Consider the following 14729-nt stretch of genomic DNA (forward strand, 5'->3'; position numbering starts at 1 on the left):
CCGAAGGCTCGTTACCGAGGCACGCGCCGCAACCTCTTTGACCTCAGGCGACTCGCGGTCGTCCAAAACCTCGAGGTCGCCGCGCGCTACCAGCACGCGGCGTGACCTAACCTGTTCGGCGCTCTAGCGCGGCACTCCGCCGAGCCTCCTCAAGAAGCGCCCCCAGTGCTGCCCTGGAGGCCAGCGGGCCGGGCTGAGAATGACCCGGCACCACGGCCCGCCGAGCCGAGCGCTTCGCAGGGGCCTCTCCATCCCCACGGCGGCCGCAGCAGGGCTGGGCGCCACGGAGTGAGCCTCCCCTGATACATCCGTTGATACCCGCACCCCGGCACGGTCAAACGCAACCCACCCGCTGGAAATGACTCAGACACGAAGTCACGCGCACAGCGCTGCCAGGGGGGGTCGGCAGGAGCCATGTGCGTCCGGTCAAGGGCGGCCAGGCCCCATGCGTGGTAGCCGCCCTCCAAGTGAGTGGGCGCAGCATCTTGGAAACGGGATTCTCAACCAGACGCACGCAGGAGGAGCCCACACGCTGAAACACTCACGGTCCATCACTTGCAACATTTCTGTGTTCAGGAAAGGACATCCCCCGTCATGCGTTCTCGCCCCCCCTCCTGGAACAACGTCGCTGCCTGGTCCCTGGGAGCCGCGCTACTCGCCTGCCCGGTGGTCGCTCGCGCGGATTCGGCAACCCAGATTGACGACCTCTCGCTCGAGGAGCTCCTCAACCTCGAGGTGGACACCGTCACCCGCCGCATCCAGCCGCTGCTCTGGGCCCCGGCACGCTCGGTCGTCGTCACACGCGGCCAGATTCTGCAGCGCCGCTACATCAACCTGCGAGACCTCCTGCAGGACATGCCGGAGGTGGACGTCTTCACCAACTACTCACCGGTGACCCGGAGCGCGGTCTCCGTCCGCGGCCTGGTGGGGAACAATCGTTTCCTGGTCCTGGTTGACGGCGTCCGAATCAACGCGATGACGGGCGACGAGGCCCCCGTCGAGGACAACTATCCGCTCTTCGACGCCGAGCGCGTGGAGGTCATCTACGGTCCTGCTTCCGCCATGTACGGCGCCGACGCGCTGGTCGGCGTCATCAACATCGTCAGCAGGCGAGAGGAAGCCAGCCAAGGCGTCTCGGCCTCCGCCTCGTACGGGAGCGCCGACACGCGCTACGGCGCCGCCAAGGCGTTCACGAAGATTGGCGAGCACGCCCGGCTGAGCCTCACGGCCCACAAACACACCTCGGATGCCCCGGACCTCGCGAGTGCCTATCGGGAAGACTTCCAGGGCCTCGGCGAGCTGCGGGACCCGTTCACCGGAAACGTCCTGGCTTCGACTCCGGGCAACCGCTTCAGCAACAAGGTGTCGAGCTACTCCATCGCCGCCCGGCTGACGCTCGATAAGGAGCTGGCGGTCGGCTACGACATGCGGCAGTTCACCCAGCTCACGTCCGTGGGCGCGAGACCGGAGTTCACCATCTACGGCGCGGAGGCCCCGCACCGGTGGCAGACCTTCTATCTGACCTATCGCAAGGAGTTCCTCCCGAAGCTCGAGTCCAGCTCGGAGGTCAACTACTCCATCTTCACCAAGCCACCGTCGTACTCGTACAACAACGCGTACTCGGGGGGGCTGCCGCAGTACAAGTATTCGAGGAACACGTCCTTCAGCGTCAGGGAACAACTGGCCTACCCGCTGACCCCCGACATCGACCTCGTGGCGGGGGCGTCCTGGTCCTACATCCAGGCGCTTCCCGAGACGGGCGCCCTCTCCACCCCGTTCGACGAGGACCTGCCCTCGGGAGCGCAAGGGCAGACCATCTTCGGAACGTCCATCCCCTTCCCGAACTACGAGCTCAGCTATCAGACGTTCGGCAGCTACCTGCAGACCCAGGCACAGCTCACGAGCAGCCTGGCCGTCACGGCGGGCATGCGCTTCGACCACGACACCCGGTATGGCAATACCTTCAACCCGCGCGCGGGGGTCGTCTACCAGTTCACGTCGGGAAGCACCGCGAAGCTGCTCTACGGCGAGGCCTTCCTCGCGCCGCCGCCAGCGTACCAATATGCCTTCTGGGGCTCGTTCGCGGGAGCCGATGCCAACACCGGCCGGCCCTTCGCCTACTGGTACCATGTCCCCAACCCCGACCTGGACCCCATGAAGGCGCGCACGGTCGAGTTCGACTACTCGCTGCTGATGGCCAAGGACCTGCTCGTCGAGCTCGATGGCTACTTCAGCGCCGTGAACGGAATCACCGTCGCACGCACGGTCGAAAGCCCCACCGAGTTCGCGGGTGCGGACATCCTGTCCTACGAGGAGTTCCGGAGCGAGGGCCGGGCCAGGCTCTACGGCGGAAGCGTTTCGCTCCGCTACCGGATGCAGCTGGGGGCCACGGAAATCGAGCCGTGGGGTTCCTTCAGCCTCTCCCAGGGAAGGAGCTTCGACAAGCCCGAGGATGGATGGACCGAGATGCCGTTCAACGTGCCCTACAAGGTGAAGGGCGGCATCACCGTGAAGCGCGGTGCCTTCAGCTTCACCCCCCGGGTTCGCTGGGCCTCGCGGTCCACCCAGGCCCTGCGCAACCCGGAAGAGCCATCCCACCGGCTGACCTCGCCTGCCTCCGCGGTCGTCGATGTCGCGCTTCGAGCGGATGACCTCTTTGTCGACGGGCTCTCCCTGGCCCTGGACGTCCGCAACGTGCTGGATGCCCGGTATTACATGCCGGGTGCCGGCGGCCCGCTGGAGTTCATCAACACCCCCCAGGACCCGCGCACGGCGATGCTGGAGCTGGCATTCAACTATGACTAGTGGGGCTGGTCACCGGTCATCCATGCGGAAGTTCATCCAGCGGCAGTCACTGCGCGTCAAGTTCGTCGCACTGGAGGCGGCGCTTCTGGCTGCGATTGCATTGTTTCTCCTGGCGTTCTTCCCGTCGCGGCTCGACTCGCTCGCGCGGGCCTCCGTGGAGGAGCGGGCCATGGGCATCGCCACGGTGCTGTCAGCCGCTGTGGCCCCGGCGCTCGACTTCGATGATGTGGCGCGCGCGGAGGAGCTGGTGAGCGGTCTGGCGGGCACGCCGGGGGCGGTGTACGCGCTCGTCCTCCGCGAGGATGGCAGCCGGATGGCGTCGTGGAAGCCCGAGGCCGCTCCGGACTCAGCCTCCCTGCCCAGGGCGTCCGACAACCAGCCCCAGGTCACCTCCTCCGAGCGCGACATCCACGTGGCCGTGGCCGTGAGCGGGCGCACCGGCGCCCGTGGGCAACTGGTGCTCGGCTTCAGCCTCCAGACGCTCCAAGCCCAGCGTCGCAGCAACCTGCTCGTCGTGGGACTCGTATCCGGGCTGGTGTTCCTCGTGGGGCTCGGGTTGACCTTCCTGGTGGGCACCCAGGTGGTGCGCCCGGTGGAGCGGCTCCGCGCGGTGGCCCAGCATATCTCCCAGGGGGACCTGGTCATGGCCGAGCTTGCGCTCGGCGGCGCCGACGCGGTCGAGCGTCAAGCGAGCGCCTACGTCTCCTCTCTCGAGCATCGCTCCACCTCCGACGAGGTCGAGCAGCTCGCCGGCTCGTTCGCGGTGATGCTCACCCAGCTCCGCCGCGCCACACGGACCCTCCAGGAGTCCGCTCACCGGCTCTCCGAGCACACCGCCGCGCTGAAGGTGGTGTCGCAGGAGCAGGAGGGCATGGTGCGAGACCAGGCACGTGCCATCCAGGGCACCCAGGCTTCGGCGCAGGAGCTCCGTCTGTCCGCGGACCTGGCCACCCAGCGCGCCGAGGCGGTGCTCGGGGTCGCCGCTCGGGCCGAGTCCATCGGGACGTCCGGGGAGAGCAGCATCGAGAAGAGCCTCCAGGGGTTGAGCCACATTCGCAAGCAGGTGGGGCAGATTGCCGAGCGCATCGCGAGCCTGGACGGGCACGCGCAGCGGATTGGCAACATCACTTCCACGGTGAAGGACCTGGCGGACCAGTCGAACATGCTCGCGCTCAACGCTTCGATTGAAGCCGCGCGAGCCGGTGAGCACGGCAAGGGCTTCATGGTGGTCGCGCGGGAGGTGCGCAGCCTCGCGGACCAGTCCATCCAGCGCACCGTGGAGGTCCGCAAGCTCCTCGGTGGCATCATCGAGTCCATCCGCGCCGCGGTCTCCATTACCGAGAGCGGTTCGGCCCAGGTGGCGCAGGGGCTCGAGAGCGTCCAGTCCTCGGGCGAGAACCTCCAGGAGCTGACGCACATCGTGAAGGCCAACCGCGAGGCGGTCGAGCAGATCGCCAACGCGGTCTCCCAGCAGAACACTGGCATCACCCACATCTTCTCGGCCATTGACGACCTCGGACGTCAGATGTCCCAGACGGTTGCCCGGCTCGAGTCCATGGCGAATGCAATCACGGTCGTCCAGGACGTCTCGAAGGCCGTGCTCGACGTCGCCAATCACTACCGCATCTGACTTCTTCTCCTCCGCTTCGGACAGAAACGCGATGACTCCCTCGAATCCAGGCCGTCCCCTCACTCGCCATCTTGCTTCCGGCTGGGTCCTGCTACCCCTGGGAATCCTCCTGGCGAGCGGCCGCGCCGGAGCGGATCCCCTCGTGGACCGGCAGGCCGTCATCACCCTCCGGGCCCTTGCCTACGACAACAACCTCGCCAAGCGCGCGGGTGGCTCGCTGACCGTGGCGGTGCTCTTCAAGGAGGGCCACGCCGGCTCCGTCGACAGCTCCAGGAAATGGACGGATGCCCTGGCCAAGCTGGGGGCGCTCCGGGTCCAGGGAATGTCCCTCCAGGTCGTGCGGCTGGCCTACACCGATGCGGCGTCCCTCAAGGGCGCCGTCGCGACACAAGGGCTCGACGCGCTCCTCGTGTGCGAAGGGCTCGAGGCCGAGGTCGACGCGCTCAAGGCGGTCAGCCGCGCGGCGAAGGTGCTCACCATCACGGGTTCCGCTGCCCTGGTCGAGAGGGGGCTCTCGCTGGGGATTGTCCTCGCCGGGGACAAGAACACCATCCTCATCAATCCGCAGGCCAGCGCCGAGGAGGGGGTCTCCTTCAGCAGTGACCTGCTCCGCCTGGCGAAGATGGTGAAGTAGCGGCCCGGTCTCCCTTCACAGCGAGTTTGCCACCATGACGAAGAAGACCTCCTCCCCACAGCCGGGCAAAGAGCAGCTCATCCGCCAGCTCCAGACCGGGAGGATCTCCCGCCGTGGTTTCCTGACGCTGCTCGGCCTGACGGCCACGACCGTGGGAGCCCAGACGCTCTTCAGCTGCTCGGAGCCCACCTCGGAATATGACTACATCATCGTGGGGGCGGGCTCGGCGGGATGCACGCTCGCTGCCAGGCTGCTTGCGAGCTCCAAGGCACGCATCCTGCTGATCGAGGCGGGAGGATCGAACGACCGCGAGGAGGTCCGCGACTTCACCCAGGCCTGGAAGCTGACGCTGCCCGACTCCGAGGTGGATTGGGGCTACAAGTCCGTGCCCCAGCGAGAGCTGATGGACAAGCCGCAGTCCTACTCCAGCGGCAAGGTGGTGGGCGGAAGCAGCTCCATCAACGGCATGGTCTGGGTGCATGGCAACAAGGGCGACTTCGACGGCTGGGCCGCCGCGGGGTGCCCTGGCTGGGACTTCAACGGTGTGCAGCCCTCCTTCCAGCACGTGCGTGCGGCGATGCAGCCGACCTCGGCGCTGACGGCCCGCAATGCGCTATCCCAGGCCATGGTCCAGGCGTTCGCGAACCTCGGCCATCCGTCCAACCCGGACTACAACGGCGAGCAGCAGCTCGGCGTGGGTTACACGCAGTTGAACGTGACGGAGGACGGCCGGCGCCTGGATGCCTTCTCCTCCCTCCTGGCGCCGAGTGTCGGCGACCCCCGGCTGAGCATTCTCATGGGTGCCCACGTGAAGCGCATCGCCTTGCGCGGCACGAAGGCCGAAGGGGTGGTCCTGGACCAGAATGGAGTGGAGCAGACGCTGAAGGCCTCGCGCGAGGTCATCGTCTGCGCGGGCACCATTCAGACGCCGCAGTTGCTGATGCTCTCGGGGATTGGAGATCCGGCGGAGCTGTCGCCCCATGGCATCCCGGTGGTGGCGGCGGTGCCGGGCGTGGGCAAGAACCTGCACGACCACCTCATCTCGGTGGCGGTGGGGAAGCTGCGGCAGCCGGAGCCGACATCGCATCTCACCACCATGGACGTGAGCGTCTTCTTCGGGGCAGGCCCGCGCCCAGGCATGCCGAAGTTCCAGGTCCAGGCGTATTACATGCGGTATGGCTGGGCTTCCTACCCCTCCGAAGCGGTGGCGTTGGGGCTCATCCCTCTGCACCCGACGAGCCGCGGGAGCGTGAAGCTGCGCTCGGCGGACTTCCAGGACGCCCCGCTCATTGATCCGAACTTCCTGGGCACGCCCGAGGACATGGCCAACCAGCTCGAGGGTTACAAGGCCATCCGGCAGCTGCTCGGAGCGCCCGGGCTGCGCGACTGGTTGGAGGACGTGGAGCACACGCCAGGGCCAGAGGTTTCCACGGATGCGCAGCTCCAGGAGGCGATCCGGAAGTTCTCCGAGAGCGACTTCCATTCCGTGGGGACGTGCCGGATGGGCACGGACGACCTGGCCGTGGTGGATCCCCTGCTCCGGGTCAAGGGTGTGCAGGGGCTGCGGCTGGCGAGCGGCGCCATCATGCCCACCGTCCCCTCGGGGAACACCAATGCGGCGTCCATGATGGTCGGCGATCGCGCTGGCAGGCTCCTCCTCGAGATCGACTGAGGCAAGGGTGAGTTCCCACGCGAAGGCGCCGCGTCAAAGCGTCCACGCTCCCTGGTAGAGCACCACGCGGTAGCCATCCGAGTCCTCGAAGGTCTTCCCGTGGACGTCCCAGTACGGGTTGCGCGAGCGCACGGGGGAGAAGCCCGCGGTCTGCATGCGGCGCACCCAGGCTTCCCACACGGCGCGCTCCGGGACGTAGAAGACGAGCAGGTTCTCCTCCGTGGGCGCACTCGGCGCCGCGTGTCCGCGCTCCACCGTGAACTCCAGGTGGTACGGCGCCCCCCGATGTCCGAGCATCACGCCGTCGAAGCCCGCGTGGTCCTCGAAGCCTCCCAGAATCTCGAAGCCCAGCCCTTCCTGGTAGAAGCGCACCACCTGCGCCAGGCTCCGTGTCGGCCGCGCCACGCGCAGCTTCATCCTCTCCGTGTCCATGCAGCATCTCCCGCCATCGGCTCGCGCGAGCGCTGGCGCCACGCGCGGGGCTCCCACGCCGGGACGTCACGTGGCGTTCCCATGAGCACCCCGCCTCGGGAACCTTCACATGACGGAGGACACCTCGCCGCGAACATAACGATGCGATGGCGAAAGTCCAACGCATCATCGCGCCGCGCCGACCGTCATCTCTCCGAGAAGTCCCATCCCAGCGCTTGAGGCGGCGGGAATCGAACCCGCGCCGGGCGGCGCGAAACTCCCAGCAGAATCGCGCCCTTACCTCGCAATCGCCCGGAGTGATTCGGATTCGTTATCCCGCCGCGTCCCCTGTCGTCTCGTCCTGTTCCAGCCTGTTCCGCAGGTTCCTGCGACATACGTGCAACATGGCGCCCCCGCTCGTCAGCTAGCGGAGCCGCCGTTGCCGGTCAGGCTTCCTCGTCGGGCAAGAGAGTGCGGAGCAACTCGTCGTCGGGGCTGAGCGGGCGCCAGCCGGGCGGCGGCGGCGTGGCGAGGAGCGCATCGCTGGCTTGGTCTACGCGCTCCTGATGGGTTTCGGGGGTGTAGGCGAACCACGACCCGAGTGCCTCAGCAACATTGAAGCGATTTGTATCGTCCAGCACAGCCGGCCAACCTCTTGGAAGACTCTCCGACAAGAGGCGCACGAGAACATCGCGCACAAAGCGTGTGACTTGCCTGCGCTGCTCTGCCTCGCCGAGCAACCCGCTCAGCACCTGCACCGCAGCAACATCGTCCTTGCCCAGCTCATCAGCCAGCACATACAGCGGGACAGCAGGGCGCGCCTCGGCAAAGGCGGTGAGCGAGTCGTAGCCTCGCTCCCGGACCCGTTCATACAGGCGGGCCTTCACGTTGCCGCGCCAAGCATCTCCGCCGCTTATCGTCCTCTCCAAGGCTGGTGGTCCATCAGACGGGTGTGGGGCCTGTACGAACAGCCCGTGCGTCGCTTGCCATCGAGCACCCCAGCTCGTCACACGATGCCCACCGGCAGCTGGGGAGCCTTCGGTCCGCCCAAGGAGAAGCGCTCGCGCAGGAGCTGGATGAAGCGGGTCAACGACGCGGGGCGCTGGCGGGACGTGCGGGTGACAGCGCTCCAGCGGCGGCGGATCCCGCGGGGCGTGAGCCGGATGGCGTGCAGTCCATGGCGCTGGGCTGGCAGCATCCATCCGGGCAGCGCCGTCACGCCGACACCCCCTCGCACCAGCTCGATGAGCGCCTCGGTGAGGGGCACGGGTGAGACCCGCTGTGGCTCGACGCTCGCCGGCCAGAGCACGCGAGTGAAGACATCGAGCTGCTCCCGGGGCGCGGCATAGGTGAGCAGGTGCTCTGACGCCACCTCCTCCGCCGTGACATGGCCGCGCCGCGCCAGCGCGTGGCCCGCGGGAACCACCAGCAGGAGCTCGTCCTCGAAGAGCGCTGTCTGCGCCAGGCGGGCTTGCCGTGGGACGTCCGTGGTCAACGCGAGATCCAGCCCGCCGTTCAGCAGAGCGTCGAGGGGCTGACGCGTGGCCTCCAGGACGATGCGCAGCTCGGCGCGCGGGTACTCCGCCTGCCACTGCCCCAGGATGGGCGGCAGCCAGCCATACACCGTGTAGCAGCCCGTGCTGAGCCGGAGCAGGTCATCCTGCGGGTGTGCGCGGCAGAGCGCCTCGGCCTGGGCCACCTCGCTCAGGACCCGACGCGCCGAGTTGAGCAGTTTCTCGCCCGCGCCGGTCAGGAGCAGACGTCGCTGGCGGCGCTGGAAGAGCTGCACGCCCAGACGCTCCTCGGCGTCGCGGAGCTGGTGGCTCAGTGCCGAGGAAGTGAGGTGAAGATGTCGGCTCGCCGCGGCCAGGCTTCCGGCGTCGGCGACCGCGGCAATCAGCTTGAAGTGACGAAGCTCGAGCATGCCAGGGCAGCTTCACATGAATCCCGTTCATCAACTTCGCGAAATCGTTTCGCTGCACTCAGGACATGGGCCTCCTTAATGTTGGCGCCCCATTGCCAGGAAGGCGGACGGATGCCCCAGACAGACAGCTTCCCGAGGGCGCAGAGCCCTGCGGTACCCCCATGGATGTCCGTGCGAATCGACGACATCGAACCGGTCATCGTCGGCCCCGGCTGTCTGCGCAGGGACCTGCCGAGCACCCGTGACGTGCGGGTCTGGGTCGTGGACATGGTCCCCGGGAGTCAGTGGCCCTCGGTGGACGTCCACGACACCGGCGAGGAGGTCTTCGTGGTGAGCGGTGAGCTCATCGAAGGAGAGCAGCGCCTGGGGCCGGGCTCGTACCTGTTCTTCCCGCCGGGAAGTCGTCACCAACCGCGGACCGAGACTGGCGTGCGTCTCTTCGGCATCAACCTCGTTGCCCCCGCGTCGGCCCGGTGAGGAGACACGCCATGACTCCATTCCAGGCATCGGCAGAGGCGACAAGGCCCGAGCGGACCGGCCGCCGGGACTTCCTCCGCGCGGCGGTCTCTCTCGCCGCGGGTGCGGCGCTACTGCCCCCTGGCACGGGCCGTGCGGCGAAGCCTGACGACAGCGCGGCGCTTCGCGCACAGCGGCTGGCCTGGGCCGGAGTGCGGATGCAACTGGGGAGGGACACGCTCTTCCTGGATCCATTGCTCGACCCCACTGTGTGGGGGCCCGCGCTGAAGGACCCGCTCGTCCCCCTGGACGTGGCCGACGGCGGGCGCTTCGTGCTGGTGACCCATCGCCATCCCGACCACTTCGACCGGGTGGCCGTTCGCAAGGTGCTGGGGGACACTGGCACGCTGGTGTGCGCCCCGGACACGGCCGCCGCGGCCTCCGCGGCGGGGTTCCGAGTGCGCTCCGCTCCGCTCTACGAGCCCGTCCTGCTCAATGACTTCACCGCCACCGCCGTTCCCGCAGAGGACGGCTACGGCGATCCCCAGGTGTCCTGGGTTGTCTCCGGAGGAGGCCGTCGCATCATCCACTGCGGCGACACGCTGTGGCACGGCTCCTGGTGGCACATCGGACGTCAGTTCTGCCCCTTCGATGCGGCATTCCTGCCCATCAACGGGGCACGCTTCGGCTGGCGGAAGCCCGTGAGCGACGTACATGCCGTCCTGACACCGGAGCAGGCGGTCGCGGCGGCCGTGGTGCTGGGGGCCCGGCTCCTCGTTCCCATCCACTATGGCGTCGCGGCCTCCGAGGACTACCAGGAGGTCCCGGACGCGGAAGCGCTGCTCCTGGCAGCGGCGCGGAAGCGGAAGGTGAGCGTGGAGCTGGCACGCCCGGGGGAGTGGCTGACCTGGCAGCCCCGGACCTGAGCCTGACGAAGGGCCACCCCGGCGGTGCCTTCCCGGCACATCGGCTGCAAGTTTGAGCTGAGAACCTCGACGCGAGGGCCCCATGTCAGGCCAGCTCGAAGACATCCATGCGGAAGTGCTCAAGGTCCAGCGGCATGTCGCTGGCTTCGTCGAGGCGAACCTCGGCGCACTCGCGGCCGTGCAGCCCGGCTACCGCGCGAGCGCGGAGAACCTGCTCGCCTACGTGGCACTGAGGCAGCTCGAGCTGCGCCGGCTCCAGCCCAAGCTGAGCGAGTTGGGGCTCACCTCCCTGGGACGCAGCGAGGGCTTCGTCCTCTCCAGCCTCCACGAGCTCGTCCAGCGCATCGAGGACTCCCTCGCACGAGGCGCTCCAACGCCCGCCGGTTCCCCGCCCGTCCCCTCCCCCGGAGGGCTGCGCCGCGGCGAGGCCGAGCGGCTCCTGCACGAGCACACGGAGTCGCTCCTGGGCCCCCGGCCGCGGGAGCGCCACGTGTACATCATGGTGACGGCCCCGGACGCGGAGCCGCCCTCGGAGGAGGAGTGCGCCGCCCTGCTCGAGGCGGGGATGAACGTCCTGCGCGTCAACAGCGCCCACGGAAGGCCCGACGTGTGGCGCCGCACGGCCGAGGTGGTGCGGCGGGTCGCCCGTCGCATGGAGCGCCCGGTGCGCGTCCTCGTGGACCTCGAGGGGCCGAAGATTCGCACCACGCACGTCTCCCCGGGCCCGGCCGTCCTCCGGTATCGCCCGCGCAAGGACGCGCTGGGGCGCGTGGTCGGCGCGCTGCGCATCCCCCTGCTCGGCGCCAGTGCCTCCGTCCCGCACACTCCCGAGGAGGCGCCCCTTCCGCTCCGCGTGCCCGTCGGCTGGCTCGACGGTATGCGTGTCGGAGACGCCGTGCAGACCCGGGACAGCCGCCAGCGGGAACGGCGCTTCCTCATCACGGAGGTGGGGCCCCACCTGGCCTTCGCCGAGCTCGACAGCACGTGCTACCTGACGCCGGAGACCGAGCTCGTCTGGATGCGTGGCGCCGAGGAGCTGGGCCGGGCCTTCCCCATCGCCCTCCCCCAGCGCCCCGGCTACGTCGAGCTGTCCGTCGGAGATCGCTTCCAGCTGTGGATGGAGGCCGTGGAAGGACAACCCGGGGTGCGCGAGCCGCTCGACGGGGCCGCGTGGCACGTCCCGCCCAGGCTTGGCCTGGACATGCCGGGCGTCACGCTGCAGCTCAAGCCGGGACAGCGCGTGCTCCTGGACGACGGCAAGCTGGAAGCGGTGGTCGAGGAGGTCGCTGCGAGCCATGCGACCGCACGGGTGGTGAGGACGTTCAAGGAGCGCGTCAAGGTCCGGGCGGAGAAGGGCGTCAACTTCCCGGACAGCGCCCTGCGCGCGTGCGTCCTCTCGCGCAAGGACCTGGAGGTGCTCCCGGGGGTGCTGGAGTTCGCGGATGTCCTGGGCGTGTCATTCATCCGCACCCCGAGCGACCTGCGAGAAGCCATCGCCGCCATTCGCGCGGTCGCGGGGCAGCGCATGCCGGGAATCATCGTCAAGCTGGAGACGGCTCACGCGCTGCAAGCGCTTCCCGGGCTGCTGCTGGAGGCCATGCGGCACTCCCCCGTCGGCCTCATGATTGCGCGGGGCGACCTGGCCGTCGAAATCGGCTTCGAGCGCCTGGCGGAGCTCCAGCAGGAAATCATGTGGTTCGCCGAGGCCGCGCACCTGCCCGTCGTCTGGGCCACGCAGGTCCTCGATACCCTGGCACGCACCGGCATTCCTTCCCGAGCGGAGATTACGGACGCCTCCATGTCGGTCCAGGCGGAGTGCGTCATGCTCAACAAGGGAGCGCACGTGGTGGACGCCTGTCGGACGCTGGATGCGATTCTGCGGAAGATGGAGCAACACCAGTTCAAGAAGCGGAACCTCTTCCGCCCCCTGAGGATTTCACTCTTGATGAGCGAAAGCCCGGGCCCCTGAGATGCATCAGGAAGGGCCCCTCGCCTTCAATCCGCTTGCATCAGCTAAGCCAGCTCACGCAAGAACGACGCGACCACCTCTCCCAGGCGCTCGGGTTGTTCAAACGGAAGGCCGTGGCCGGCGTCCTGTACCTGTTCGATTCGCACGCGTGGGTTGAGGCTCCGCAGTTCCGTTGCCATCTCGAGCGTGACGACGGGGCTGCTGTCCCCGATGACGAGTAGGATCGGGACGTCAATCGCGCTCACCACGTCGCGATACTCGGGGTTGGGCGGCGTGAGAACGTCGAAGGCGCCCATGCGGGTTTTCAGTCTCGCCTCGGCAAGAAGCTCGACGATCTCGGGCGAGCGACGCGGGTGTCGGGCTCGGGCCTGTGCAACGAGCTCAGACTTGTGTAGGCCGAGGGCCCGGCGGTGTTGATCGGCGACGTCGCTGTCGCGCACCTCGCGTTGGCGCTCGGGGCTCAAGAACGTCGGGTCGACCAGGATGAGGCCGCGGAGGCCCCCCGCCCCTCGACTCGCCACCACCGCGGCGGTCATGCCGCCCATCGAGTGGCCAAGCAGAACCGGACGAGAGAGTTCCAGGCCGCGGATGAGGCCCACGACGTCGCTCGCGTGATCGTCGTACCGGTAGCCGTGGTGCGGCGCGCTCGAACCGCCGTGCCCTCTGGCGTCGGGCATGACGACGTCGAATTCACCTTCGAGCACGCGCGCCAGGGGAGTCCAGCAGGCGCCGTTCCCGATCAATCCATGGAGCAGAACGACGGGAGGGTTGGCGCCTTCGGTTCGGAGGTAGTGGATGTTGATGCCGTTCGTTTCGCAGACTCCACTCATCCAGGTCGTCATGGAACTGTTCCTGCCTGCCGCGGCTTCGTAAGGGAAGTTTAAATGGCGATGCCGGAGGGTGGAGGGCCGGCCTTCCACCGCGAGCTGTGCGCGCGGGACGCCTCGCTCGCCCGGAGCACCGTCTTCTACACGGGGGGCGTGACGTCCACGGAGGCGCGCGATTTCGTCGCCCGCTACCCACTCCCCGTGCTGGAGAAGCCCTTCGACCTTGGCGCCTTCCTGAAGCGGGTCGACGAGGTGATGCCCGCCCGCTCCTCGTGAGGTCAGGGCTGTGCGTCATCGGTCGGGCGCTGGAGCAGACGGCTATGGATTGTCGTCCCGAGCCCCGGGGCCCGAGGTGGAAGGCCGCTGCCGAATCATGGCGGGCTGGTAGCACGCGCCCCTGTATTCAACGCCGTCCTCGTCATCACAGTCCTTCAGGTCCACGGGCAGCTTCGTCCAACAAGCGCCGTTGATGGCGACCTGCAACTTGCCGGGACAGCGCCCCTTGCCGTCCGGGCGCCGCTGCCCTGGGAAGGGCTTCGGTGGCACGTCTACCGCGATGGATGCCCACACGAAGGGGGCTCGCTCGGGCTCCACCGGTGCCGTCAGTGCGGTGTCCCCGACGGCCACGGTGCCGGCATCCCTTGCCTCTTCCTGCTCCGCGACGTGAGCCGTCTCGGGCTCCTCCGAGCGACTCACGCTCAGCAGCCCCCCGACGCTCAGCGCCAGTGCGCCTCCGAGGCCGGCGGCCGCCAACCCGGGCCACCTCCGCATGCGCGGAGGGCGCCGCACCGTGACGCGCTGGGCGCTGGGAAAGAGGCCCGCGGGCCTCGGCTCTTCTCCTGTGAAGAGCGGCACATCCGCCTTACGTCCCGCGCGGCGCGCGGCCCTCTCGAGCGCTTGCGCCACCTCCCGCGCGCTCCCTCGCGCCTCGGGGCGGGGCGAGAGCATCCGCGACACCAGTGCGCTCAGTTCCGGAATGCAGCGGGGGATGCAGACTCGCGCCGTCCAGGACTCCAACTCCTCGGGGTCCCAGAGCCAGACATCCTCCTCCCACGGGTGCGCCGACGGTGGGTACTTCCCGGTGACGAGTCGATAGGCCGTGACACCCAGGGCGAAGACGTCATCCGCGGGCCCCGGCGGATACGGGACCGCCGGGGGCTTGCGGGCCGGGGGCTTGCTGGAGCCCAGGACGAAGCGCCACGCCTCGGGTGCGCGGTAGGCCGGAGTGCCGGGAGGAAACAGGTCCCAGGTCAGCGTGGAGGCCCCCAGGTGGTGTCCGGAGCCGAAGTCCATGAGGAAGGCCAGGCCATCTGCCCGCCGGACGCGGATGTTCTCACCCTTCACATCCCGGTGGAGGCCGCCAGCCGCATGGGTGGCGTCCAGGGCTCGGGCCAGCCGGGCAAGAAGCTCAAGCACCTGTCGCGAAGACGGGCGCTGTGCCTGGGCCCACTCATACAGCGGCAGGCCCTCCAGCC

At 68.4% G+C, this 14729-nt stretch carries 13 protein-coding genes; 8 read left to right on the forward strand and 5 right to left on the reverse strand.

What is annotated here, in order from left to right; all coding sequences use genetic code 11:
• The first annotated feature begins 594 nt into the window (after positions 1-594).
• The 4 genes from G4D86_RS00005 to G4D86_RS00020 all read left to right on the forward strand — a co-directional run bounded on the left by G4D86_RS00005 (position 595) and on the right by G4D86_RS00020 (position 6741).
• Complete coding sequence (locus tag G4D86_RS00005; protein WP_163987985.1) at positions 595-2805, forward strand: TonB-dependent receptor plug domain-containing protein; 2211 nt, start codon at positions 595-597, stop codon at positions 2803-2805.
• Between the two features lie 22 nt (positions 2806-2827).
• Entirely contained in the window at positions 2828-4435 is a 1608-nt protein-coding gene (locus G4D86_RS00010) for a methyl-accepting chemotaxis protein (protein ID WP_163987986.1), read from the forward strand.
• A gap of 142 nt (positions 4436-4577) precedes the next feature.
• Positions 4578-5069 carry a YfiR family protein gene (locus tag G4D86_RS00015; protein ID WP_163987987.1) on the forward strand — a complete coding sequence of 164 codons (492 nt, stop codon included), beginning with the start codon at positions 4578-4580 and terminating at the stop codon, positions 5067-5069.
• 34 nt (positions 5070-5103) lie between these two features.
• Positions 5104-6741: a GMC family oxidoreductase gene (locus G4D86_RS00020; RefSeq protein WP_163987988.1), complete on the forward strand. Its 1638-nt coding sequence runs from the start codon at positions 5104-5106 to the stop codon at positions 6739-6741.
• A gap of 33 nt (positions 6742-6774) precedes the next feature.
• On the opposite strand, the gene G4D86_RS00025 is transcribed toward G4D86_RS00020, so the two are convergent.
• The 3 genes from G4D86_RS00025 to G4D86_RS00035 form a co-directional block, all read right to left on the reverse strand.
• Entirely contained in the window at positions 6775-7173 is a 399-nt protein-coding gene (locus tag G4D86_RS00025) for a VOC family protein (RefSeq protein ID WP_163987989.1), read from the reverse strand.
• 425 nt (positions 7174-7598) lie between these two features.
• Complete coding sequence (locus tag G4D86_RS00030) at positions 7599-8069, reverse strand: NUDIX hydrolase (RefSeq protein ID WP_163989330.1); 471 nt, start codon at positions 8067-8069, stop codon at positions 7599-7601.
• Positions 8070-8158: 89 nt separating this feature from the next.
• Positions 8159-9076 carry a LysR substrate-binding domain-containing protein gene (locus G4D86_RS00035; RefSeq protein ID WP_163987990.1) on the reverse strand — a complete coding sequence of 306 codons (918 nt, stop codon included), beginning with the start codon at positions 9074-9076 and terminating at the stop codon, positions 8159-8161.
• Positions 9077-9241: 165 nt separating this feature from the next.
• Here G4D86_RS00035 and G4D86_RS00040 point away from each other — a divergent pair, with 165 nt between their 5' ends.
• The 3 genes from G4D86_RS00040 to G4D86_RS00050 all read left to right on the forward strand — a co-directional run bounded on the left by G4D86_RS00040 (position 9242) and on the right by G4D86_RS00050 (position 12427).
• Complete coding sequence (locus G4D86_RS00040) at positions 9242-9553, forward strand: cupin domain-containing protein (protein WP_240359958.1); 312 nt, start codon at positions 9242-9244, stop codon at positions 9551-9553.
• A gap of 11 nt (positions 9554-9564) precedes the next feature.
• On the forward strand, positions 9565-10458 hold the full coding sequence (locus G4D86_RS00045) for an MBL fold metallo-hydrolase (RefSeq protein WP_163987993.1): 894 nt from the start codon (positions 9565-9567) through the stop codon (positions 10456-10458).
• An 82-nt stretch (positions 10459-10540) separates the two neighbouring features.
• Positions 10541-12427 carry a pyruvate kinase gene (locus G4D86_RS00050; protein ID WP_163987995.1) on the forward strand — a complete coding sequence of 629 codons (1887 nt, stop codon included), beginning with the start codon at positions 10541-10543 and terminating at the stop codon, positions 12425-12427.
• A gap of 44 nt (positions 12428-12471) precedes the next feature.
• Here the strand turns inward: G4D86_RS00050 and G4D86_RS00055 are convergent, their stop codons facing one another.
• Positions 12472-13269: an alpha/beta fold hydrolase gene (locus G4D86_RS00055; protein ID WP_163987997.1), complete on the reverse strand. Its 798-nt coding sequence runs from the start codon at positions 13267-13269 to the stop codon at positions 12472-12474.
• A 42-nt stretch (positions 13270-13311) separates the two neighbouring features.
• On the opposite strand from G4D86_RS00055, the gene G4D86_RS00060 reads away from it, so the two are divergent.
• Positions 13312-13530 (forward strand): response regulator transcription factor, encoded by a 219-nt coding sequence (locus G4D86_RS00060; RefSeq protein WP_163987999.1) that lies wholly within the window; start codon positions 13312-13314, stop codon positions 13528-13530.
• Between the two features lie 42 nt (positions 13531-13572).
• Here the strand turns inward: G4D86_RS00060 and G4D86_RS00065 are convergent.
• Positions 13573-14729: serine/threonine protein kinase (locus tag G4D86_RS00065; protein WP_163988000.1), on the reverse strand; the 1157-nt coding region annotated here is incomplete at its 5' end.

The organism is Pyxidicoccus caerfyrddinensis, from assembly GCF_010894405.1.
Taxonomy (GTDB): Bacteria; Myxococcota; Myxococcia; order Myxococcales; family Myxococcaceae; genus Myxococcus; species Myxococcus caerfyrddinensis.

What these genes read in the sequence shown, in the direction of transcription:
- G4D86_RS00005 (WP_163987985.1), top strand. Translation starts at nt 595, where the DNA reads ATGCGTTCTCGCCCCCCCTCCTGGAACAACGTCGCTGCCTGGTCCCTG.
- G4D86_RS00010 (WP_163987986.1), top strand. Translation starts at nt 2,828, where the DNA reads ATGCGGAAGTTCATCCAGCGGCAGTCACTGCGCGTCAAGTTCGTCGCA.
- G4D86_RS00020 (WP_163987988.1), top strand. Translation starts at nt 5,104, where the DNA reads ATGACGAAGAAGACCTCCTCCCCACAGCCGGGCAAAGAGCAGCTCATC.
- G4D86_RS00025 (WP_163987989.1), bottom strand. Translation starts at nt 7,173, where the DNA reads ATGGACACGGAGAGGATGAAGCTGCGCGTGGCGCGGCCGACACGGAGC.
- G4D86_RS00035 (WP_163987990.1), bottom strand. Translation starts at nt 9,076, where the DNA reads ATGCTCGAGCTTCGTCACTTCAAGCTGATTGCCGCGGTCGCCGACGCC.
- G4D86_RS00040 (WP_240359958.1), top strand. Translation starts at nt 9,242, where the DNA reads ATGTCCGTGCGAATCGACGACATCGAACCGGTCATCGTCGGCCCCGGC.
- G4D86_RS00045 (WP_163987993.1), top strand. Translation starts at nt 9,565, where the DNA reads ATGACTCCATTCCAGGCATCGGCAGAGGCGACAAGGCCCGAGCGGACC.
- G4D86_RS00050 (WP_163987995.1), top strand. Translation starts at nt 10,541, where the DNA reads ATGTCAGGCCAGCTCGAAGACATCCATGCGGAAGTGCTCAAGGTCCAG.
- G4D86_RS00055 (WP_163987997.1), bottom strand. Translation starts at nt 13,269, where the DNA reads ATGACGACCTGGATGAGTGGAGTCTGCGAAACGAACGGCATCAACATC.
- G4D86_RS00060 (WP_163987999.1), top strand. Translation starts at nt 13,312, where the DNA reads ATGGCGATGCCGGAGGGTGGAGGGCCGGCCTTCCACCGCGAGCTGTGC.